Origin of the sequence: Shewanella sp. SP1S1-7 (genome assembly GCF_031932105.1) — a bacterium.
Classification (GTDB): domain Bacteria; phylum Pseudomonadota; class Gammaproteobacteria; order Enterobacterales; family Shewanellaceae; genus Shewanella; species Shewanella baltica.
On the sequence record NZ_JAUOEU010000013.1, the window covers coordinates 18,687 to 38,457 of the forward strand.

Consider the following 19,771-nt stretch of genomic DNA (forward strand, 5'->3'; position numbering starts at 1 on the left):
CGAGTAGACTTACAGGATTTGTCCTGCATTTTCATCGAGTAAACGACGGGCGATAATTAAGCGCATAATTTCGTTAGTGCCTTCTAAAATCTGGTGCACACGCACATCACGGAAATGACGTTCCAGCGGGTACTCCCTTATATAACCATATCCGCCATGAATTTGCAGCGCCGCATCACAGACTTGAAAGCCTACATCGGTGGCAAAACGTTTTGCCATGGCGCAATAGGCGGTGGCTTCAGGATCGCTGCTGTCGAGTTTAAAGGCCGCAAGGCGCACCATTTGGCGGGCTGCGACTAACTCAGTCGCCATATCGGCGAGCTTAAATTGTAGTGCTTGGAAAGCCGCTAACGGTTTACCAAATTGCTGACGCTCATTCATATACTGAGTTGCACGCTCTAGCGCCGCTTGCGCAGTGCCTACTGAACAGGTCGCGATATTGATACGACCACCGTCTAAGCCTTTCATCGCGAAGGCAAAACCTTGGCCTTCTTCACCGAGCAAATTCGCTACTGGCACACGCACGTTTTCAAAGGTGATTTGACGGGTCGGCTGGGCATTCCAGCCCATTTTATCTTCGGCCTTACCGTAGATAACGCCAGCGGCATCTGCCGGAATGGCAATGGCAGAAATCCCCTTAGGCCCAGCTTGACCGGTGCGGCACATCACCACTAATAGCTCAGTGGCGCCCGCACCTGAGATAAACATTTTCGAACCTGAAATCACATATTCATCACCGTCACGCACCGCTTTGGTTTGCAAAGATGCGGCGTCGGAACCCGCGCCTGGCTCAGTTAAGCAATAGGACGCTAACATTTGCCCTGTGGTTAACGGCTCAGACCAAGTCTGACGCAGCGTTTCAGTGCCCCAAGTCGTCACCATCCAAGTGGCCATATTGTGAATGGTCAGCATGGCCGTGGTCGCTGTACAACCCTTGGCGAGCTCTTCAAAAATAATCGACGCATCGAGGCGCGATAAGCCCATGCCACCTTCAGATTCGGGCGAATACAGAGAGCAAAAACCCAGCTCACCGGCTTTTTGGATCACGTCTTTGGGGAAATGATGTTCTTCATCCCACTTGGCGGCAAACGGGGTTAACTCTTCCGCGGCAAACTGGCGCGCAAGATCGGCAAACTGGCGTTGGTCATCGTTGAAATTAAAATCCATTGGGCTCTCCTATGACTCTGTGGTCATTTCTTTTGCGTAATAAACAGTGGGTTTATAAGCAAGTTATTCATCAGTGGGCGCCAACGGGGGCGCCACACTTAAGGTTGAATAACGTGCCGTTTAACAATGTGTTAGAACTACTATCGCAAGTTAATGCTCATGTTTGGCGTAGACGCCACGGCGATATCGGACTCAAACCAGCGTGAAGTGATGGTCTTAGTCTCGGTATAGAAACGTACCGCTTGCTTACCGTAAGCATGTTGATCGCCGTAGAAACTGCCCTTCCAACCAGTAAATGAGAAGAAAGGCAATGGCACAGGAATAGGTACGTTAATCCCCACTTGGCCGACTTCTATTTCGTGTTGATATTTACGAGCAGCCGCACCGCTGGCAGTAAAGATAGAAGTACCGTTGCCATAAGGGCTGGCGTTGACTAATTCGATGGCGGCTTCTAAGGAGTCTGATTCCATGCAACACAGTACAGGGCCGAAGATTTCTTCCTTATAGATGCTCATCTCTGTGGAGACTTTATTGAACATGGTTGGGCCAATCCAGTTGCCTGACTCATAACCTTCCACGGTAAAGTCGCTGCCATCGAGTAAACACTCGGCGCCTTCATTAATCCCCTGCTTGATAAGCTTGAGCACGCGTGCCTTGGCTGCAGGGCTTATGACAGGGCCGTAACCGGCTTCTTTATCGTCCCATAAACCTGGGCGAACTTTGGCTAAGGCTTCTTTGAGTTCTGGGATCCACTCTTTCGCGGTGCCAACAAACACGGCAACCGAAATCGCCATACAGCGCTGACCCGCCGCGCCCACAGAAGCACCAACTAAATTGTTGATCACTTGCTGTTTGTTAGCATCAGGCATAATGACGCAGTGATTTTTCGCGCCCGCAAAGGCTTGTACGCGTTTTAAATTATCGGTACCGGTTTTATAAATATACTGGCCCACAGCCACAGAACCGACGAAGGAAATGGCTTTAATTGCAGGGTCTGCCAGCAGAATATCTACGGCAGTTTTGTCGCCATGCACTAATTGCAATACGCCCTTAGGTGCGCCCGCTTCAACAAACAGTTCAACAAGGCGCTGCGGCGTCATTGGATCTTGTTCTGAAGGCTTTAAAATGAAGGTGTTACCGCAGGCAATCGCCAGTGGGAACATCCATAACGGGATCATCGCAGGAAAGTTAAATGGCGTAATACCGGCACACACACCCAGTGGTTGGGTGTAGCTGTAAGTATCAATTGAACGCGCAACGTTCTCAACGGTTTCGCCCATCAATAATGACGCCACGTTACAGGCGTGTTCAGCGACTTCGATACCGCGCCATACATCGCCCTTGGCATCTTCGAAGGTTTTACCCGTTTCATGGGCAAGAATGGTCGCAAGTTCGTCGTGATGTTCTTTTAGCAGATGTTGATAACGCAACATGACGCGCGCACGTTCAGAAACTGGCACTTCTTTCCACGTTTTGAAGGCGGCTTTGGCGCTAGCAATGGCAGCGTGAACTTCTTCGCTCGTAGCAGCATTAATCACTGCAATCGGCGAGTTATTCGCGGGATTGGTGACAATAATCTGCGATGTGCCCGTACCTTGGGTAAACTCACCGTCAATGTAATGCTTTACTTGTGTGGTCATGTTGCAATCCTTTCCTTGTAGAGTGATGGGCTGGCGGTGCGATATTATGATTATCCTCAAGGGAAGTGATTGCCCTTGCCAGCCCCGTCTTGTTGATTTAACTAAAACCTGATTTTACTAAAACCTTTGCGATTAAACCTCAATCGCCATCGCCGTCGCTTCACCACCGCCGATACACAGCGAGGCGACACCGCGCTTAAGGCCGCGGGCTTTTAATGCATGAATTAAGGTCACCAGCAAACGTGAACCTGAGCAACCAATAGGATGGCCTAAGGCGCAGGCGCCGCCATTGACGTTAACCTTAGCGATATCTAAACCGAGTTCAGACACGGCAAGCATAGTCACCATGGCAAAGGCTTCGTTGATTTCAAATAAATCCACCTCATCCGTTGACCACCCCACATTGGCCAGCAATTTCGCCATAGCGCCAACCGGTGCAGTGGTGAACAATGAAGGCTCTTGGGCGTGGGTTGTATGACCTTTAATGGTGGCTAACACGGCTAAACCTAAACGGTCAGCTTCGCCGCGTGAGGTCAGCATCAATGCCGCTGCGCCATCGGAAATCGAGCTAGAATTTGCCGCTGTGATAGTGCCATCTTTGGTAAAGGCTGGGCGCAGCGTAGGAATTTTTTCAGGGCGGGCATTACCGGGTTGCTCGTCGGTATCGATAGTCACATCACCACGACGATCACTGACTGTGACGGGGGTGATTTCAGTTTTAAAGGCACCCGAGTTAATCGCGGCATTGGCTTTTTCGAGCGAGCTTAGGGCAAAAGCGTCCATCTGCTCGCGGGTGATACCAAATTCATCGGCCGTTTTCTGGGCGAACGTTCCCATAGCACCACCCGTGTAGGCATCTTCAAGACCATCTAAAAACATGTGATCTAACACTTTGCCATGGCCCATGCGCATGCCGCCGCGGGCTTTATCGAGTAAATACGGCGCTTGGCTCATGCTTTCCATGCCGCCTGCGATCACCACTTTTGCACTGCCCGCTTTAATCAAATCGTGGGCTAACATTACCGTCTTCATGCCTGAGCCACAGACCTTGTTCACTGTGGTCGCACCAACGGATAAGGGTAATCCCGCACCCAAAGTTGCCTGACGTGCAGGCGCTTGGCCTAAACCTGCGGGTAATACGCAGCCCATCAAGACTTCATCGACATGCTCACCCGCCAATTGTGTTTCCGCTAACAAGCCTTTAATGGCCGTCGCGGCTAACATGGGTGATGCTACGGATGATAAGTTGCCTTGAAACCCGCCCATTGGGGTGCGTTTAGCAGCAACGATAACGATATCTTGATTTAACTGTTCAGTACTCATGAAGGCTCCAACCTAAATTGACCACGAAGCCTAGTACCAGCCTCGGGACGTTTAATAAAATCGACAATAAAACCACTCTGACGTTTACGCGAACGTAAAGCAAGTATTCCTTGGTCTAATGTGCAGATTTTATCAGGGGAAAATGTCAGTAAGGATTTACAGCCAAGCTGGGAATTGGGAGGTGTTAAACACTACCAGCAGAATATGAATGTATTACTGCAGATAGTCGAAAATCAATCTGTTCAATAGTAAATACTGCGTCCTCTAGCTCGTTAACCTGAACCATATTAAATGGCACAGCTTGTACATACCAACCATCTTGGATACTCACAAACCTACGGAATGTAAACCCTTCTTTTGGAACGACGATATTGATGCCATCAACAATATTGAATAGGGTGTTATTTTTATCGGCAAAGCATTTAACCTCATGAGTTTCTTGTGCGCCTTCAATAAATACACGATCGAATCGTCCTGCGGCACCAGCTCCATAACGGGACAAGTTAATTCTTTCCTTACCCACATTGAAGTGTGATTCAACGATAAGTTCCCAATTGACTTCTAGCCAATCATCCTTTAAATCATTTTGAAAATCAGTATCTTCAAAATCAGGAAATACAATATCCCAACTAGCAATTAAAAATTTTTGATATCTAAGCATTAGACATCCAATGACATTCTCGTTGCTCATGATGATTACTTCCGATTAATCTGATATTGATATTGATATTGATTAACGTGCTGAGTTAATCAAGTTATATTGCTTGCTATGGTTACCATCTCGAAATAATCATTGCATAGTCACATCCATGTGAAAGCATTTGAATAAATTGCCAAAAAACGAGTTAACGCGACTCCCACGGTGTCATCGCCGTCATATCGCTTAAGTCGTAAGGGGTTAACTGATAGACGTAATAATTAAGCCAATTACTCACCAACAAACTACCGTGGCTGTGCCAGCGGGCAATGGCGTCGGCTTTAGGATCATCATTGCGATAATAATTCTGTGGCACATTAGGATCTAAGCCTTGGCTTAAATCTCGCTGATATTCCTCGTTTAAGGTCGACTTTTGATATTCAGGATGACCCATCACGAACAAGTTGCGATTGTTCCGACTCAATACCAAATAAGCCCCAGCCTCATCGGACTCGGCCAATAGCTGCAGCTGTGGATGTTGTCTAATTTCTTCGACATCCATTTCGGCAAAACGGGAATGGGGTGCAAAAAATTCATCATCAAAACCGCGCAGTAACGGGAAATGCTGAGAGGTACGGCGATGCACGAATACGCCTGAACGCTTCTGTTGCAATATTTTTCGATTTAAACCATAGAGATGATACAAGCCCGCATGGGCTGCCCAGCATAAAAACAACACTGAGGTGACATGTTCTTGCGACCAGTCGATGATTTCACGGATATGGTCCCAATAAACGACATCTTCGAAATCGATTTGCCCAAGCGGCGCACCTGTGATGATAAGACCATCGTAATTTTTATGGCGCACGGCTTCAAAGTCACGGTAGAAAGTATTCATGTGATCGATGGAAGTATGCTTGGATTCTTTGTCGTGAATACGCAGTAAATCCACATCGACTTGTAAAGGCGTGTTGCCCAGTAAACGCAGTAACTGGGTTTCTGTCTCGATTTTGTTCGGCATCAAGTTCAAAATCAGCACCTTCATCGGCCTGATATCTTGATTCGCCGCCCGCGTCTCGGACATAACGAAAATATTTTCTGACTCTAACACTTCTGCTGCGGGCAGATGATCTGGAATTCTAACCGGCATACCGCGCCTCTTCTGTTCGTAAATACCAACGGATTCGGCGCGTATGTCAGCTCACTTCTGAGCGGGCTAACTAGCCACCGACTTTCTCTAGCAGTATCGTCATTGGCTCAGTCGAATTGAGGTCAATGTGATAGGCTTGAGTATTAATAAACAATAACTTATCACCGAGCATTATCCGTGCACCTATGGCATAAGTGTGCCCGGGTTGGAACTGATCACTGCCAATCGCAAAACTGAATGGCGTGGGTGTTGCTGCACCTTGTTGTACGCGCTCCGCCATCACTATGGCTGGCACATCCATTTTTGATACATCGAGCAGTTGCACTACGACCTTAGCCTCTGCGGGCAGAGCAATCCGTTCGCGATACAAGGTCTCGCCTTTTATCTCCACGATAGCATTGGGTGTCGCACAACCCGATAACACACCCATTAGTGCCATTAATGCTAAAGCAGTTAATCTCAACGCGCTTAAACGCAACCATTTGTTCATTTTGTTTCTCCTAATCATACATAAAGACTTCTAGATGTCCATACGCCCAAGCTATAAATCTTGTCTTGGCGAACATATCTTCCTATCATAAGCCACCATTTCGTTGCCGAAAAACCTATGACCCAAGCAACTGCAATAATTGTGGGAGCTAGCTCACAATTAAGTCGTGAAATTGCAAAGCAATTGGCAGATCAACAGGTTGAATTAGTCTTATTCGCCCAAGATCCAGAATCACTCCGCGATTTTGCCTTATCCTTGCCAACAAAAGTACAAGTATTTTCACTTCAAATTGAACAGCCTCAAGCCATTATCACTCAACTTGAATCCGTCTGGCAGAGTCTTGGCGGTGCGCACTTAGTCTTAGTCAATACAGGCCTCAATAGTTATGATCCTGAGCTGCCTTGGCTGCCAGAGCAAGACATTATCGATGTCAATGTGCGAGGTTTTGCCGCTATCTGCAATACGGCATTTAGACTATTTCGCGAGCAAGGTTATGGACAACTGGCGGCAATAAACTCTATCGCAGGTTTGCGCGGTGGCCCAAGTGTGGCCTATCACGCCTCAAAAGCCTTTGGGCAGAATTACCTTGAGGGCTTATGTATGCACGCCCAGCGCCTCAAGTTACCCATTACGATTACCGATATCCAACTCGGTTTACTCGATAAAGCCGCCATGCAACAAAGTGCAATGTGGCTTGCCCCGTTGCCACAAGTCGCAGCACAGATCATCAAAGCAATGAAGCAAGGTAAACGCCGCGTCTATGTGACTAAACGCTGGCGCCTCGTCGCTTGGCTCACCGTATTATTACCCGAATTTATCTATAACACTCGCCACTGGAAGGCTAAAAAGCCAAAGCGCTAAGTCGGCTTAACCTGAGTGGAACATGTCAGGATAAAAGTGCACAAACGAAAAAGGAGCCTAAGGCTCCTTTTTTACGCTTATCTGATCCGTAGATTAAAAAGTGTAACCTACGCTGACCATATAAACCCATGGGTCAATATCGGTACCAATAACCACAGTGTCACCCGATAATTTAAACTTGACATCGCTGCTAATTTGCGCGTACCACACAGATGCGTTCACTAACCAGTTTTTGTTAACCTGATAGTCAATACCCGCTTGTGCCGCTAAGCCCCAAGACGTGGTCATGCTTAAGTCAGTTAACGCACCACCTAAATCATTGGTGAACTCATTATCATAAAAGTTAGTGTAATTAACACCGACGCCAATGTAAGGGCGAACCACTGATTGAGAATTACCGAAATAGTACTGCGCCACTAAAGTTGGCGGTAGTTGCTTAGTTTCAGCAATTTTACCTACGCCAGCCAAAGAAACATCGTGGCTAAAAGGCGTTGCTGCTAATAACTCTACGCCAAAGTTATCAGTCAACATATAACCGAAGTTCAAACCAAGTTGAGTATTGTTACTCACTTTGAACTCACCAAAAGTCGCAACTGGGTCGCTTGATTCGTTTGGCGCAACAACTACAGCACCCGCACGAACGATAATGTCACCTGCTTGGTGAGCCGATACAGAAGCAGAAAAACCAGCAGCTAAAAGGGTGGCAGCGATCAGTGTAGAAACAGTATTTTTGTTCATCATCATACTCCATATGTACAACATAGGTTTTTGTTTTAAATTACATCCTTAACAATTGACGCCTACACTGCCAGAGAAGCGCGACCACTTTATTGATCCAAATCAAAGTGAATGACCAATACTCATTTCTAGGTACAGCCTATGGGAGCTAAATCACGAAATTCAAACATTTATCGACAGTACACCTTTGTTTTCTGTGAGCTAAGTTCTTTATTAGTCATCACTAATGACTACAGCAAGAGGTAGAGAACACTAGTAAAATAAACATTTAAGTAACAATAAAAAGCACTTAGCTGAGGGAGATTTGGCCATTAAGTTCAAATTGATGGGACGAATTGAGTCAGATGCTTGAGTCGGTTTAGGAGTGAATGAGAGATATAAAGTGGGTGAATGAGAAAATCAGCTTGTGCGGCAACACTCAAGCAAAGGATACCGAGTAAGCCAACCCTTAGTCGCGACTCTGTGATCAAACACGGATAATGATCGCTTTGGATTGGCGCTCAGTTTGAGTGCAAACAGGGAGTTAAGCCCAAAGGGAGCCACCAGCTCAATATAATAAGACGCGGGATAATTTTTCATCCCAACACAAGTCTGAGTCCCAGTCTTAGTCTGATTATCAGATTCTGTATCGACAGCTTGATAGCTTACCCCGATTGCGGTTTCAAGCTCTGGCCAATAGGCCATCGCATCAACACAAGATGTGTAAGCCATGTCTTGATTTCGAACATGCATGCGCGCCTGATTCTTCACCGACCAAGGTAACTCAGGGGCAAGCTGATTAAGATAGGTTTCAATTACCAGATCCCGCTCAGGACTAATATCTAACGGGCAAAAATAGATCAGATCGATATCGTTCAGTGGACTCAACTCAAATCCGTACAAGCGATCCCAGACTAGATTACGGACAAATCCCGCCGCAAGGCACCACTGCGGCATTGAGTGTAATCTGGCGCATTGGAGCGCGAGTTCAAGCGCCCTCACCCGCTCGCAATCCTGAGTGATCCATTCAAGTAATTGATGCTTTAGTTCTGCTTCACTCATAGCCTTATCCATAACATAATTCATAGCACCATTCAGAACATGACTCATACATTACTCATAACAGTATCGTTGGCTTCAATGTCAGATAACACCACGGGAATGACATTCGGCTTACTCCACTTCGCCATCGGTTTCTGAGCACTTTACGACCTCATGACAGAATAGAGATACGAGACTATAAATAGGTGCCATCACCGCCAAATAAATCCAAAAACCATATACATCTTTGTCTAAAAAATTAACGCTAACAATATAGATGGGCACGAACAGTATTATCCATTTTATTATATTGAATTTGTACCGTATCGGCTGTTCACAGTGGCAGCAGAGTCCTTCCTTAATCGGCACATCCTTAGCGCCGAGTTTACCTTTGCAATACGGACATTTTTTACTGAAAAGCATTTAAACTCCATCGCTGAGATTAGACTCGCAAAGCAAGCCTCATCATCCATTCTTTCAATTGGTAAACACTATATCCGCACTATTCGTTACAAAGCATCACACAGCATCCGCTTGGCGCTCTGGGGCCGCATCGGCAAAGGCTTCAAGCTGATTACACTCAGCCCACACGCGCATGATATTGGGATAAGGCGTTAAATCCACATTAAAACGCTGGGCGTTATACACCTGCGGCACTAAACATAAGTCGGCTAATGTCACTGTATCTCCAAAGCAATAACGACCACTGTGCCTAATCAACAAGGTTTCTAAGGCTGCAAAACCACTCGCAACCCAGTGGTGATACCAAGTATTTTTAGCCGCTTCATCGACCCCTAAGGTTTGGGTTAAATACTGTAATACCCGCAAGTTGTTTAATGGATGAATTTCACAGGCTACCGTGAGCGCCATGGCGCGCACATGGGCACGTTCAAGAGCCGATGCAGGCAATAATGGGGTTTGTGGATGTATTTCATCGAGATATTCAATAATGGCTAAGGATTGCGACAATGCATCCGCATCTAACTCATCATCCAACGTTAAGGTTGGCACTAACTCCAGCGGATTAAGCGCACTGTAGGCCGCTTTATGTTGCTCGCCGCCATCACGTACAAGATGCACTGACAACTGCTCGGCTGAAATCCCCTTAAGATTGAGAGCGATGCGAACTCGGTACGCCGCGCTTGAGCGCCAATAACCATAAAGTTTCATATTTTCATATCCTTATAAAAGTCAGTATAAAAACGGGGCAATTAAGCCCCGTTAGTTTGAGTCGATGCCGCCCTTTAAGGGAAAGCTTTAGGCTTTGTATTCAACCACTTTTTGATCGATAGAACCGAAAATCGTTACATTGTTGTCATCCAGCATTTCGATGCGCACAGTGTCGCCAAAACGCATAAATGGTGTAGTGGCTTTGCCTTCGGCAATCACTTCTAACATACGTTTTTCCGCTAAACAGCTAGAGCCTGCGCTACGGTCATAGTTAGAAATAGTACCAGAGCCAATAATCGCACCTGCGCCCAATGGACGGGTTTTCGCCACATGTGAAACTAACTGGCTGAAATTAAAGGTCATATCGACGCCCGCATTCGGACGACCAAATAACTCACCGTTTAAATGGGTGATCAGCGGTAAATGCACTTTAGAATCTTCCCAACGTGCGCCCAGTTCATCCGGCGTCACTGCTACAGGTGAAAAACTGCTCGATGGCTTAGATTGGAAGAAACCAAAGCCTTTCGCCAACTCACCTGGGATTAAGTTACGCAGTGACACATCGTTCACTAACATCAACAATTTAATATGCTTAGCCGCATTGTCGCTGCTCACGCCCATAGGCACATCATCGGTAATGATCGCGATTTCAGATTCGAAATCGATACCCCAGTCTTCACTCGCCAGTGGAATATCGGCTTTAGGGGCAATAAAACTGTCTGACCCACCTTGATAGAACAGCGGATCTGTCCAGAAGGTTTCAGGCATTTCTGCGCCGCGAGCCTTACGGACTAACTCAACGTGATTCACATAAGCGCTGCCATCGGCCCATTGGTAGGCACGCGGTAGTGGCGACAAGCACTTAGCTTCGTCAAACGCTTGGGCGTTATCTAACATGCCTTCATTTAACGCGTCGTACAATTCTTGCAATTGCGGTTTCAGTAAATCCCAACCGTCGAGTAATTGCTGCATAGTGTGGGCAATGGCAGGAACGGCAACCGTTTTAGTGAGATCGCGGCTAACTAACATCAACTGACCATCGCGGCGACCATTGTTATAACTTGCAAGTTTCATATTGGCTCCAGTGCTTCTAAGGCTAGGCGTACAATTTTATTGTGCTGGAAAACGCGCGGCGTCATTCAGCTTATATTCGGCGATTTTAATCGGACTCTTTGACTCATTAAGGGCGCACACGTTACGCACTCCGCGCCAACAGAGGCACGCCCTTTTGCTTGCTTTAACGTATTTGTTGCGCGTAGAAATACCCGAAGCTGACGCAGATTCCTATAGCGTGACCTAAATCACATTTGGGTCAATTATTTCACATTTCGTAAACTAATCATTACGTTTATAACCTAGTTGCCGCTTATCAATATCTCGGTAAGCAATATGCCTGAAAAGTCGGCAACTAAGTGGAACGATACTGTTACATCTATCGCGTCAAGCCAGCAAGACTCGGCTTAACGACGCTTGGCTATCTTGTACTCACGCAGCTTATTGGCAATAGCAGTGTGCGACACCCCGAGCTTTTTCGCTAACTGTCGAGTGCTCGGATAGGCAGGATATAATCGGCGCAATAGACTCGCCTCAAACTGCTTCATTGCATCGTCGAGATTGCCTTCAAACTCATTGTCAAAGTAACCAAAACCTTCGGCGTAGGACGGTAATTTTAATTGTTCGACCGTCAACTCAGCCGAACCATCCCACATAGACACTGCCCTAAATACCGCGTTCTTTAATTGGCGTACGTTACCTGGCCAAGCGTAGGTGAGCAAATGATCGCGGCACTGGGCCGAAATCCGCCGCACTGGGCTAGACAACTGTTGGCTGTAATGTTCGAGGAACATTTCCGTCAGTGGAATGATATCGACTTTACGCTCGCGCAGTGACGGTATGTGATAACTCAGCACATGGATGCGATAGTACAAATCTTCCCTAAACTCACCAGTTTGGCACAGTTCGGCTAAATTCTTCTGGGTTGAGCAAATGATCCGCACATCGGCACGGACTTCCTCATCGCCGCCAATACGTCTAAAGGTGCCATCTTGCAATAGCCGAAGCAGCTTAACTTGGGCGGCCTTGGACATCTCAGCCACTTCATCGAGAAATACTGTGCCGCCCTTGGCTTCTTCAAAGAATCCCCTTTTAACGACTTTACCTTGGCTGACATAACCGAATAATTCTTCTTCGGCGGCGCTGTCGGGCAGAGCGGCGCAGTTGATGGCGATAAAGGGTTTCTCACGGCGCATGCTGGCATCGTGGCTGGCTCTGGCCATTAATTCTTTGCCAGTACCCGTTTCACCCGTGATCAATAAAGGCGCATCGAGCTGGGCCATACGCCGCGCTTGCTTTAGCACTTCCTTCATTTTGTCACTGCTGGCTAATACATTTTCAAAGCCAGTGGTTTGATTCTGCAGCGCGTTAAACTGCTTTCCAACCCGCGCGGGGGATTTTAGCGACACCACTGCGCCAACTAAGATGGTTTTTTCATCTTCATCTGGCAGGTAAATCGGCAGCATTTCGGCTAGATATTCGTTTGGGCCGATTTGTACCCTCGCCGCTTGCGGTAAGACTTGGCTTTCACTCAACCAACGGCTGAAATTAAAACCTTGCACCCAATGATTGAGCGACTCTTCGAGCACTTCGTGCTCGCCCATGCCGATATTGAGCAAGGCGGACTCGTTAACGATACGAATACGTGCTTTAGCATCGATGGAGAAAACGGAGTCGGGTAAGGTTTTGAGCAAGGTTTTAAGGGCGTAATGTTCCTGCTCTGAGGGCATAAACGACACAGTACGCACATCGTGGACACTTTCCACTTTGCGGATCTGCGGCATCAAGGCACTTAAGGTTTCAAAACTGATTTCGGCAAATTGTAAGTACAGGAATCCTTGGTTACTGGCATCAATGGCAATTAAATTAATACCATAACGCTCTAACACGACTAAGATATCTTTGGCTAAACCAACACGATCCTGACAGCTGACTTCCAAGCGCATAATGACTGATATTCCCTTTTTTGATTCGAATTTTGGGGATAAACCGTGCAGAGCTATTTTTCGCCTTGAGCTTTACAACAAAAATGACGCTTGCTAGGCAAGTCGTTACCTTAACGAAAACGTCAGCGATGAGGGGAAATAGCAGAGCCTGTATACGTTAGAAGGTTAAACAGAAAGTGGCAAGCCTAGTTTACAGTTGAATTGTAACAGGAAGAAAAAATCAGCATCAAAAAACAGGTTAAGATGCTGATTATATTGGTGAATTAACTAAACCAATAACTGGTCTGTCTTGGCGGCCATGATGAAGTCATTCTTATGTAGGCCCTTAATAGAATGTGACCACCAAGTGACGGTTACTTTGCCCCATTCAGTGAAAATGCCTGGGTGATGGAATTCTTCTTCCGCTAAATCCGCCAGCTTATTCGTGAATGCCATCGCCAGTTTAAAGTTTTTAAACTTGTAGACACGCTCAAGCTGCATTACGCCGTCACGTACTTGCACGCCCCAGTCGGGGATCATACGAATAAGTTCGGCCAATTCTTCATCGGTCACTTTAGGTGCGTCGGCTTGGCACGCTTCACATTTCATATTCGATAACGCTGTCATACATACTCCTGTTGGCAACATTGGTAGGGATATTCTGTTGCACTTTACTCATTTTCTATTAATAGCTTAAATCGCATGACTCAATATCAGATGGCTAAATTAGACGCCAGCCAAATAACGAGTCAACTCATCAACCGAATCGTGACTTAACTCGCCTTAGCTTTTGGCGGAAACTTAGGGGCAAATAAACCTAACTGACGGGCCTTAGTGACATAAGCCATAATATCCATCTTGGCAATTTCATCCAGCATATCAATGTGCTCAATCACATAATAAATCGGCTGCATAATGTCGATGCGATATGGGGTTCGCAGCACATTCAATAAATCAAAAGGTTGACGTTCTGGCGCGTCACTTTCCATTGCATACAAGGTTTCACCGGGTGAGCTTAAAATGCCGCCGCCATAGATGCATAAGGCGCCGTCTTTGGGCTGTAGTAAACCAAACTCAACCGTAAACCAGTACAAACGCGCTAAAAATACCCTTTCCTCTTTGCTGGCATGTAAACCTAACTGCCCATACATGTGAGAGAAATTGGCAAATGAAGGATTGGTGAGCAAAGGGCAGTGGCCAAAAATCTCGTGGAAGATATCTGGCTCTTGCAAGTAATCAAACTCTTCCTTGCGGCGAATAAAGGTGGCCACAGGAAACTCTTTATTTGCCAGTAATTCAAAAAAACGGCCGAAGGAAATCAGCGCAGGTACCGCCGCCGTTTTCCAGCCAGTGGTCGCTTGTAATACCGCATCAATTTCGGCAAGTTGCGGAATGCGATCCTTTGGCATCCCTAAGGCATCGAGCCCTTGCAGATATTCCTTGCAGGCACGACCAGGGAGATTAACAGCTTGACGGGCGTAAAGCTGACGCCAAATATCGTGTTCTTCTTGTGGGTAATGGATAAACCCAGTGTCATCGGCTCTGCGAGCGATGTACTCTGTTCCTTTCGTCATAATCTTCACTCGGTGGCTAACACTCATGGCTCCATAGTGATCTAAGGCTTTAAATTTGTTAACTCCCTCACACTTTATTCTTGTGCCGCCACTGTGACGTAAACGTAAAGCAAATATTACAAGGTCATTAAAATCACCCTGTTGCTGCTCGCCATGGGTGCTGGATTAGATCCACTGTGCTACCTTTGCTAAAACTTACGTAGAGTTTGCCGTTTAAATGCTTAAATATCCGAAGTTTTCAGCGTTTGTAAATAGCTTTTCTGTGCAGGTCATTTACAATATTGGTCATTAACCGCATCTCCTTGACCTAAAAGGTTCGCAATGAAACAACATCAAATTCGTAAAGCCGTTATTCCTGTCGCAGGCCTAGGCACTCGTATGCTTCCAGCGACCAAAGCGATTCCAAAGGAAATGTTACCGGTTGTCGATAAGCCATTGATCCAATATGTGGTCAGTGAAGCTATCGCTGCTGGGATCAAAGAAATTGTCCTAGTGACCCACGCCAGTAAAAACTCTATCGAAAACCACTTCGATACCAGTTTCGAATTAGAAGCCCAACTCGAGCGCCGCGTTAAACGTCAGTTACTCGAAGCCGTACAATCTATCTGTCCTAAAGACGTGACAGTGATCAGCGTGCGTCAATCTCAGGCGAAAGGGTTAGGCCACGCTATTTTGTGTGCAAAATCAGTCGTCGGCGATGCACCATTTGCAGTATTGCTGCCGGATGTGATCATTGATGAAGCCAGCTGTGATCTGCGTCGCGATAACTTAGCCGCTATGGTTGCGCTGTTTGATGAAACCCAAGTGGGTCAAATCATGGTTGAAGGCGTGCCGCACAACGTCGTCAATCAGTACGGTATTGCTGATGTGAATGGCCATGATTTACAACCTGGTGAATCTGAGCCATTAGTTGAATTAGTTGAGAAACCAGCCGTGGATGAAGCGCCGTCTAACTTAGCCGTTGTAGGCCGTTATGTGTTACCTGCCAGCATTTGGCCACTACTGGCTAAAACCCCTGCAGGCGCGGGCGATGAAATTCAATTAACGGATGCAATTGCTATGTTAATGAAGCAAGAAACCGTGAACGCTTATTATATGGAAGGTAAGAGCCACGACTGTGGTAACAAGCAAGGTTACATGCGTGCGAACGTTGAATATGCTCTGCGCCACAGCGAAATCGGTGAAGATTTTGCGCAATATTTAAAAACAGTTGTAAAAGGGATGAAGTAATGACGATTTTAGTGACCGGTGGTGCTGGCTATATTGGCACTCACACTGTGGTAGAACTGCTCAATGCTGGCAATGACGTGATTGTGTTAGACAACTTGTCTAATTCGAGCATAGAAGCCTTAAATCGAGTCGAGCGGATCACAGGTAAATCGGTCATTTTCTATCAAGGCGATATTCTCAATAAAGCCTTATTACAGAAAGTGTTTAACGATCATGCTATCGATTCGGTTATTCACTTTGCGGGATTAAAGGCTGTGGGTGAATCCGTCGCTAAACCCCTTAAGTATTATGAGAATAACGTCACAGGAACCCTGATCCTCTGCCAAGTTATGGCGGAGTTTAAGGTGAAAAATCTCGTTTTCAGCTCATCGGCCACTGTATATGGCGATCCAGCCAGTTTGCCTATCACCGAAGACTTCCCCACTGGGGCGACCAATCCCTATGGTCAGTCTAAGTTGATGGTTGAACATATATTGGCAGATGTACACAATGCCGATCCGAGCTGGAATATCGCTCGTCTGCGTTATTTTAATCCGGTCGGCGCCCATGCCAGTGGCTTAATCGGCGAAGATCCTAACGATATCCCTAACAACTTAATGCCCTTTATTGCGCAGGTTGCCGTGGGTAAACGTGCCGCCTTAAGCGTGTTTGGTGATGATTATCCGACTCATGATGGGACTGGTGTGCGTGACTATATCCATGTAGTGGATTTAGCCAATGGCCATTTAAAAGCGCTGGCTAAATTGGCCACTAAACCAGGTCTGGTCACCTATAACTTAGGCACAGGCCAAGGATATAGTGTTTTAGACATGGTTCACGCCTTTGAAAAAGCCTGTGGTAACACCATTGCCTACCAAATTGCGCCACGTCGCCCTGGTGATATTGCCGCCTGCTACGCCGATCCAATCCATGCACGGGAAGATCTCGGCTGGCAAGCAACGCATACGCTAGCAGATATGGCCAACAGTAGCTGGCATTGGCAATCGACCAATCCCAATGGTTATAACGGCTAACAAATTGAATGGCTTGTGGAAATATCCCAAGCCATTTTTCTTTATCACTTTGAATACGCCCATCACTTTAAATAATTAACAGTTCGAGGAGCAATATGACTCAAAGTATTAATCACAGTCGTCGCAACCTCTTTCGCCGCCGTAAAGATAATGCCTTGAGGCCGCCTTGGGTGCGTGATGATATCGAGTTCACCGATGTGTGCACGCGCTGTTCAGCCTGTGTTGAGGTATGTGAAACGCAGATCATCAACAAAGGCGATGGTGGATTTCCTGAAGTGTCCTTTAAGGACAATGAGTGTACATTTTGTACGCTGTGCGCTAAGGCATGCCCTGAAAATATCTTCGATTTAGCCCAAACACCTTGGTCGTATCACGCCCATATTCAACAGAGTTGTTTAACCTTTCAAGGGATCTGGTGCCAAAGTTGTAAGGATGCCTGTGAACCTAGAGCCATCAGTTTTGTGTTCAATATTGGCCAAGCTCCACGTCCGCAAATAGACCTTGAACTTTGTACCGGATGCGGTGCCTGTGTGGCTCCCTGCCCTAGCAAGGCCATTGAAATAACCCGACCCACTTAATTACAGAAAAGCCATCGCATTAACCCATACAAGGCTGTGCTTATCATCCGTTTTACGCTAGTATCGCGCCTCTATTGAACTCAGTTAATCCCTTCTCGAATTAAGTTGATTTATGATGATGTTTGTAAAAAAACTGTTCTTCCCCCCTAAAAAAAGTCCCTCTTTTAGCTTTATTTCTCGAGGCACTAAACTCACGGGGAACATCGAATTAACGGGCGATGTACTTGTTGGCGGTGATATCCAAGGTCAACTGCTTTCTGAGGCTAATATCACCATAGAACAAGGCGGTATGATTCAAGGCGAAGTAAAGTGCCATGAATTTATCGTTGATGGACACTTCAAAGGCAGACTCATTTGTGAGCGTTTAGTGATCCAGCGTAATGGCGTTGTCGATGGCGAAGTGGCGAGTACTTCAATGCAAATTCTTGAGGGCGGCCAATTTATCGGCATGCGGATTAAAGAAGATGCGCCAACCATTTATTCCCATGCAATAGGCCACACTCCTGCAACAGACAATCGTAACTTATCGCACGTACAAAACGATGTTATAGAATCTCGCTAAAACGGCGAATAAATGACACTCGCAAGCTCACCGACACTTAGGCGAGCTTGTATTTTTCAACTCATTATTTGCTCGATTTTTTCTTAATATCCCGACTCAAACCCCTCCACTTACCAACCAAATAACTGCCTGCGAAATAGCACGCTTTACAATGGTTAAATAATTGTTATTTTGCCGAGAGTGATCACAGTTAATCCGCACGACTGCTGTTAATCTTAGCGGCTAATCGCGGCGGTTTGGGTAATAGCAAGGAGCAGAGTCAGAGCCACAGAATGCCCTTAATAACCCCGCAAAAAATAGTTAAGACTCATACAGGGCAACATACAAAATGAGCAACGTATTACTCAAACAAATCTGTGAACTCGATGTTTTTACCTTGCTGGTATTTAAAAGTATTTTCGACACTGGGCACGCAAACAGTGCCGCCAAAGCGCTGGATGTTTCTGCACCGAAAATCAGCCGTTGTCTCAACGCATTACGCCTGACCTTTAACGATGAACTGTTTTATCGCCGTCAACAGGGGCTAAAACCCACTCCGCTAGCAGAAAGCCTGTATGTGGCTATTTGCCAGTTTACTGAATCGGTTTATCACCTCGAACAATCTGCAACTCAGATACAAAATGCAGCCATCAATGCCGATTTACCGCTGCATATCGCTGCCTGTAATGGGCTACTGAGCTTTTTAGCGCCACAATTAAGCACGCCAGACGTCGCCCAAGCGCTAGGGCAAATACGTTTACATAAATGGCAAGAGAATAGCGCTGAGTTAATCCACGCAGGTGCGCTGGATTTTGGTATTACCTTAGAAAGTGCTGAAAATAAAGAATTAAGCTATACCAAACTGGGCTCAGTCAATGGCGTTTACATCGTTGCCGCCAAACAACATCCTCTGTGGCAGATTGAGACCGACATTACCTTAGAGCAAATCTGTCGCCATCCATTCCTCTACCAAGAAGTGAAGGGCTTTAACAGCAAAATTGACCCCTTAGAATTATTTTGCCAGCGCCAAGGCCTCTTGCTGCCAGCGGTGGATAAAGTCATCGACAGGGAGGAGTGGTACGCCCATTTACTCACCATGAAGAGTGTGGCTTTTTGTTCCAGCATTGATATGCACACAGTAAAACACATGCCCGGATTACACTTAGAACGCCTAAGCGATACAGAGCTCAATCGACTCCACGATACTATGATGGCGCCACAATATTATCTTATTGAAAAACCAGCAATTCATCGGCGATACAGCCAGAGTCAAAGCGCGCTTGTCGTGCGTTCCTTACTTGCCGCGCTCGACCCCGCACGCTAACGCGAGACAATAAGCTCAGCCAAGCTCGTGGATATAATGTTCACTAAACCTTGTTTACATCACTGCGATGAGTCGGTGTTAAACGGGGTTTAGGCAGTAAGATATCCAAGTTTAAAACAGCAAAATTTCATCGATATTTTCTCTCTTAACAAGGCTTATCCTCAGACGAGATTACCGTTTAGTTTCCCCGTCGCTTTGATACTTAAAACATCAATTCCATCACTGAGATTAAGGCTATCTTAGCCTCAAGCATTTTGCTTAACCGAAAATGAATTCTTCACTAAAGCCCAAGTTGAAAAATAAAAATTGTGATGCTCATCATGGCTTTCCAGCTGAA

At 46.3% G+C, this 19,771-nt stretch carries 19 protein-coding genes; 6 read left to right on the forward strand and 13 right to left on the reverse strand.

Translation table 11 applies throughout. The features are described 5' to 3' along the window. Positions 1–9 precede the first annotated feature (9 nt). From Q4Q49_RS11745 to Q4Q49_RS11770, 6 genes are all read right to left on the reverse strand, one after another. A complete protein-coding gene (locus tag Q4Q49_RS11745) occupies positions 10–1,167 on the reverse strand; it encodes an acyl-CoA dehydrogenase family protein (protein ID WP_006081028.1) in 1,158 nt (385 codons plus the stop codon). 140 nt (positions 1,168–1,307) lie between these two features. Continuing rightward, positions 1,308–2,807 carry a CoA-acylating methylmalonate-semialdehyde dehydrogenase gene (locus Q4Q49_RS11750; RefSeq protein ID WP_006085279.1) on the reverse strand — a complete coding sequence of 500 codons (1,500 nt, stop codon included), beginning with the start codon at positions 2,805–2,807 and terminating at the stop codon, positions 1,308–1,310. Between the two features lie 132 nt (positions 2,808–2,939). Beyond that, entirely contained in the window at positions 2,940–4,130 is a 1,191-nt protein-coding gene (locus Q4Q49_RS11755) for an acetyl-CoA C-acyltransferase (RefSeq protein ID WP_011846380.1), read from the reverse strand. Positions 4,131–4,314: 184 nt separating this feature from the next. Continuing rightward, positions 4,315–4,791 carry a hypothetical protein gene (locus Q4Q49_RS11760; protein ID WP_227257079.1) on the reverse strand — a complete coding sequence of 159 codons (477 nt, stop codon included), beginning with the start codon at positions 4,789–4,791 and terminating at the stop codon, positions 4,315–4,317. Positions 4,792–4,975: 184 nt separating this feature from the next. Then, complete coding sequence (gene metA, locus Q4Q49_RS11765; RefSeq protein ID WP_006081023.1) at positions 4,976–5,917, reverse strand: homoserine O-succinyltransferase; 942 nt, start codon at positions 5,915–5,917, stop codon at positions 4,976–4,978. A 70-nt stretch (positions 5,918–5,987) separates the two neighbouring features. Next, positions 5,988–6,407: a YbaY family lipoprotein gene (locus Q4Q49_RS11770; RefSeq protein ID WP_006081022.1), complete on the reverse strand. Its 420-nt coding sequence runs from the start codon at positions 6,405–6,407 to the stop codon at positions 5,988–5,990. A gap of 117 nt (positions 6,408–6,524) precedes the next feature. Here Q4Q49_RS11770 and Q4Q49_RS11775 point away from each other — a divergent pair, with 117 nt between their 5' ends. Further along, positions 6,525–7,268 carry an SDR family oxidoreductase gene (locus Q4Q49_RS11775; RefSeq protein ID WP_006081021.1) on the forward strand — a complete coding sequence of 248 codons (744 nt, stop codon included), beginning with the start codon at positions 6,525–6,527 and terminating at the stop codon, positions 7,266–7,268. A 93-nt stretch (positions 7,269–7,361) separates the two neighbouring features. Here the strand turns inward: Q4Q49_RS11775 and ompW are convergent, their stop codons facing one another. The 7 genes from ompW to phhA form a co-directional block, all read right to left on the reverse strand. Further along, entirely contained in the window at positions 7,362–8,009 is a 648-nt protein-coding gene (gene ompW / locus Q4Q49_RS11780; protein WP_311999430.1) for an outer membrane protein OmpW, read from the reverse strand. Positions 8,010–8,405: 396 nt separating this feature from the next. Beyond that, positions 8,406–9,095 (reverse strand): nucleotidyltransferase family protein, encoded by a 690-nt coding sequence (locus Q4Q49_RS11785; protein ID WP_311999431.1) that lies wholly within the window; start codon positions 9,093–9,095, stop codon positions 8,406–8,408. A gap of 450 nt (positions 9,096–9,545) precedes the next feature. Further along, positions 9,546–10,196: a maleylacetoacetate isomerase gene (gene maiA / locus Q4Q49_RS11790; RefSeq protein ID WP_311999432.1), complete on the reverse strand. Its 651-nt coding sequence runs from the start codon at positions 10,194–10,196 to the stop codon at positions 9,546–9,548. Positions 10,197–10,283: 87 nt separating this feature from the next. Further along, positions 10,284–11,270: a fumarylacetoacetate hydrolase family protein gene (locus tag Q4Q49_RS11795; RefSeq protein WP_012588107.1), complete on the reverse strand. Its 987-nt coding sequence runs from the start codon at positions 11,268–11,270 to the stop codon at positions 10,284–10,286. Between the two features lie 386 nt (positions 11,271–11,656). Next, entirely contained in the window at positions 11,657–13,195 is a 1,539-nt protein-coding gene (tyrR, locus tag Q4Q49_RS11800; RefSeq protein ID WP_006085271.1) for a transcriptional regulator TyrR, read from the reverse strand. A 267-nt stretch (positions 13,196–13,462) separates the two neighbouring features. Continuing rightward, positions 13,463–13,801 (reverse strand): 4a-hydroxytetrahydrobiopterin dehydratase, encoded by a 339-nt coding sequence (locus Q4Q49_RS11805; RefSeq protein WP_006081014.1) that lies wholly within the window; start codon positions 13,799–13,801, stop codon positions 13,463–13,465. A gap of 146 nt (positions 13,802–13,947) precedes the next feature. Continuing rightward, positions 13,948–14,748 carry a phenylalanine 4-monooxygenase gene (gene phhA, locus Q4Q49_RS11810; RefSeq protein ID WP_311999433.1) on the reverse strand — a complete coding sequence of 267 codons (801 nt, stop codon included), beginning with the start codon at positions 14,746–14,748 and terminating at the stop codon, positions 13,948–13,950. A 321-nt stretch (positions 14,749–15,069) separates the two neighbouring features. Here phhA and galU point away from each other — a divergent pair, with 321 nt between their 5' ends. The 5 genes from galU (at position 15,070) to Q4Q49_RS11835 (ending at position 19,434) form a co-directional block, all read left to right on the forward strand. After that, on the forward strand, positions 15,070–15,978 hold the full coding sequence (galU, locus tag Q4Q49_RS11815) for a UTP--glucose-1-phosphate uridylyltransferase GalU (RefSeq protein ID WP_006081012.1): 909 nt from the start codon (positions 15,070–15,072) through the stop codon (positions 15,976–15,978). Beyond that, a complete protein-coding gene (gene galE / locus Q4Q49_RS11820) occupies positions 15,978–16,991 on the forward strand; it encodes a UDP-glucose 4-epimerase GalE (RefSeq protein WP_259573322.1) in 1,014 nt (337 codons plus the stop codon). Before galU ends, galE begins: the two co-directional genes overlap by 1 nt. Before the next feature lie 95 nt (positions 16,992–17,086). Beyond that, a complete protein-coding gene (napF, locus tag Q4Q49_RS11825; RefSeq protein WP_311989565.1) occupies positions 17,087–17,569 on the forward strand; it encodes a ferredoxin-type protein NapF in 483 nt (160 codons plus the stop codon). A gap of 112 nt (positions 17,570–17,681) precedes the next feature. Continuing rightward, positions 17,682–18,131, forward strand: a complete 450-nt coding sequence (locus Q4Q49_RS11830) for a polymer-forming cytoskeletal protein (protein ID WP_311989566.1) — start codon at positions 17,682–17,684, stop codon at positions 18,129–18,131. A 328-nt stretch (positions 18,132–18,459) separates the two neighbouring features. Then, positions 18,460–19,434 carry a LysR family transcriptional regulator gene (locus Q4Q49_RS11835; protein WP_012196838.1) on the forward strand — a complete coding sequence of 325 codons (975 nt, stop codon included), beginning with the start codon at positions 18,460–18,462 and terminating at the stop codon, positions 19,432–19,434. Positions 19,435–19,771 lie beyond the last annotated feature (337 nt).

What these genes read in the sequence shown, in the direction of transcription:
- Q4Q49_RS11745 (WP_006081028.1), bottom strand. Translation starts at nt 1,167, where the DNA reads ATGGATTTTAATTTCAACGATGACCAACGCCAGTTTGCCGATCTTGCG.
- Q4Q49_RS11750 (WP_006085279.1), bottom strand. Translation starts at nt 2,807, where the DNA reads ATGACCACACAAGTAAAGCATTACATTGACGGTGAGTTTACCCAAGGT.
- Q4Q49_RS11755 (WP_011846380.1), bottom strand. Translation starts at nt 4,130, where the DNA reads ATGAGTACTGAACAGTTAAATCAAGATATCGTTATCGTTGCTGCTAAA.
- Q4Q49_RS11760 (WP_227257079.1), bottom strand. Translation starts at nt 4,791, where the DNA reads ATGCTTAGATATCAAAAATTTTTAATTGCTAGTTGGGATATTGTATTT.
- metA (WP_006081023.1), bottom strand. Translation starts at nt 5,917, where the DNA reads ATGCCGGTTAGAATTCCAGATCATCTGCCCGCAGCAGAAGTGTTAGAG.
- Q4Q49_RS11770 (WP_006081022.1), bottom strand. Translation starts at nt 6,407, where the DNA reads ATGAACAAATGGTTGCGTTTAAGCGCGTTGAGATTAACTGCTTTAGCA.
- Q4Q49_RS11775 (WP_006081021.1), top strand. Translation starts at nt 6,525, where the DNA reads ATGACCCAAGCAACTGCAATAATTGTGGGAGCTAGCTCACAATTAAGT.
- ompW (WP_311999430.1), bottom strand. Translation starts at nt 8,009, where the DNA reads ATGATGAACAAAAATACTGTTTCTACACTGATCGCTGCCACCCTTTTA.
- Q4Q49_RS11785 (WP_311999431.1), bottom strand. Translation starts at nt 9,095, where the DNA reads ATGAGTCATGTTCTGAATGGTGCTATGAATTATGTTATGGATAAGGCT.
- maiA (WP_311999432.1), bottom strand. Translation starts at nt 10,196, where the DNA reads ATGAAACTTTATGGTTATTGGCGCTCAAGCGCGGCGTACCGAGTTCGC.
- Q4Q49_RS11795 (WP_012588107.1), bottom strand. Translation starts at nt 11,270, where the DNA reads ATGAAACTTGCAAGTTATAACAATGGTCGCCGCGATGGTCAGTTGATG.
- tyrR (WP_006085271.1), bottom strand. Translation starts at nt 13,195, where the DNA reads ATGCGCTTGGAAGTCAGCTGTCAGGATCGTGTTGGTTTAGCCAAAGAT.
- Q4Q49_RS11805 (WP_006081014.1), bottom strand. Translation starts at nt 13,801, where the DNA reads ATGACAGCGTTATCGAATATGAAATGTGAAGCGTGCCAAGCCGACGCA.
- phhA (WP_311999433.1), bottom strand. Translation starts at nt 14,748, where the DNA reads ATGACGAAAGGAACAGAGTACATCGCTCGCAGAGCCGATGACACTGGG.
- galU (WP_006081012.1), top strand. Translation starts at nt 15,070, where the DNA reads ATGAAACAACATCAAATTCGTAAAGCCGTTATTCCTGTCGCAGGCCTA.
- galE (WP_259573322.1), top strand. Translation starts at nt 15,978, where the DNA reads ATGACGATTTTAGTGACCGGTGGTGCTGGCTATATTGGCACTCACACT.
- napF (WP_311989565.1), top strand. Translation starts at nt 17,087, where the DNA reads ATGACTCAAAGTATTAATCACAGTCGTCGCAACCTCTTTCGCCGCCGT.
- Q4Q49_RS11830 (WP_311989566.1), top strand. Translation starts at nt 17,682, where the DNA reads ATGATGATGTTTGTAAAAAAACTGTTCTTCCCCCCTAAAAAAAGTCCC.
- Q4Q49_RS11835 (WP_012196838.1), top strand. Translation starts at nt 18,460, where the DNA reads ATGAGCAACGTATTACTCAAACAAATCTGTGAACTCGATGTTTTTACC.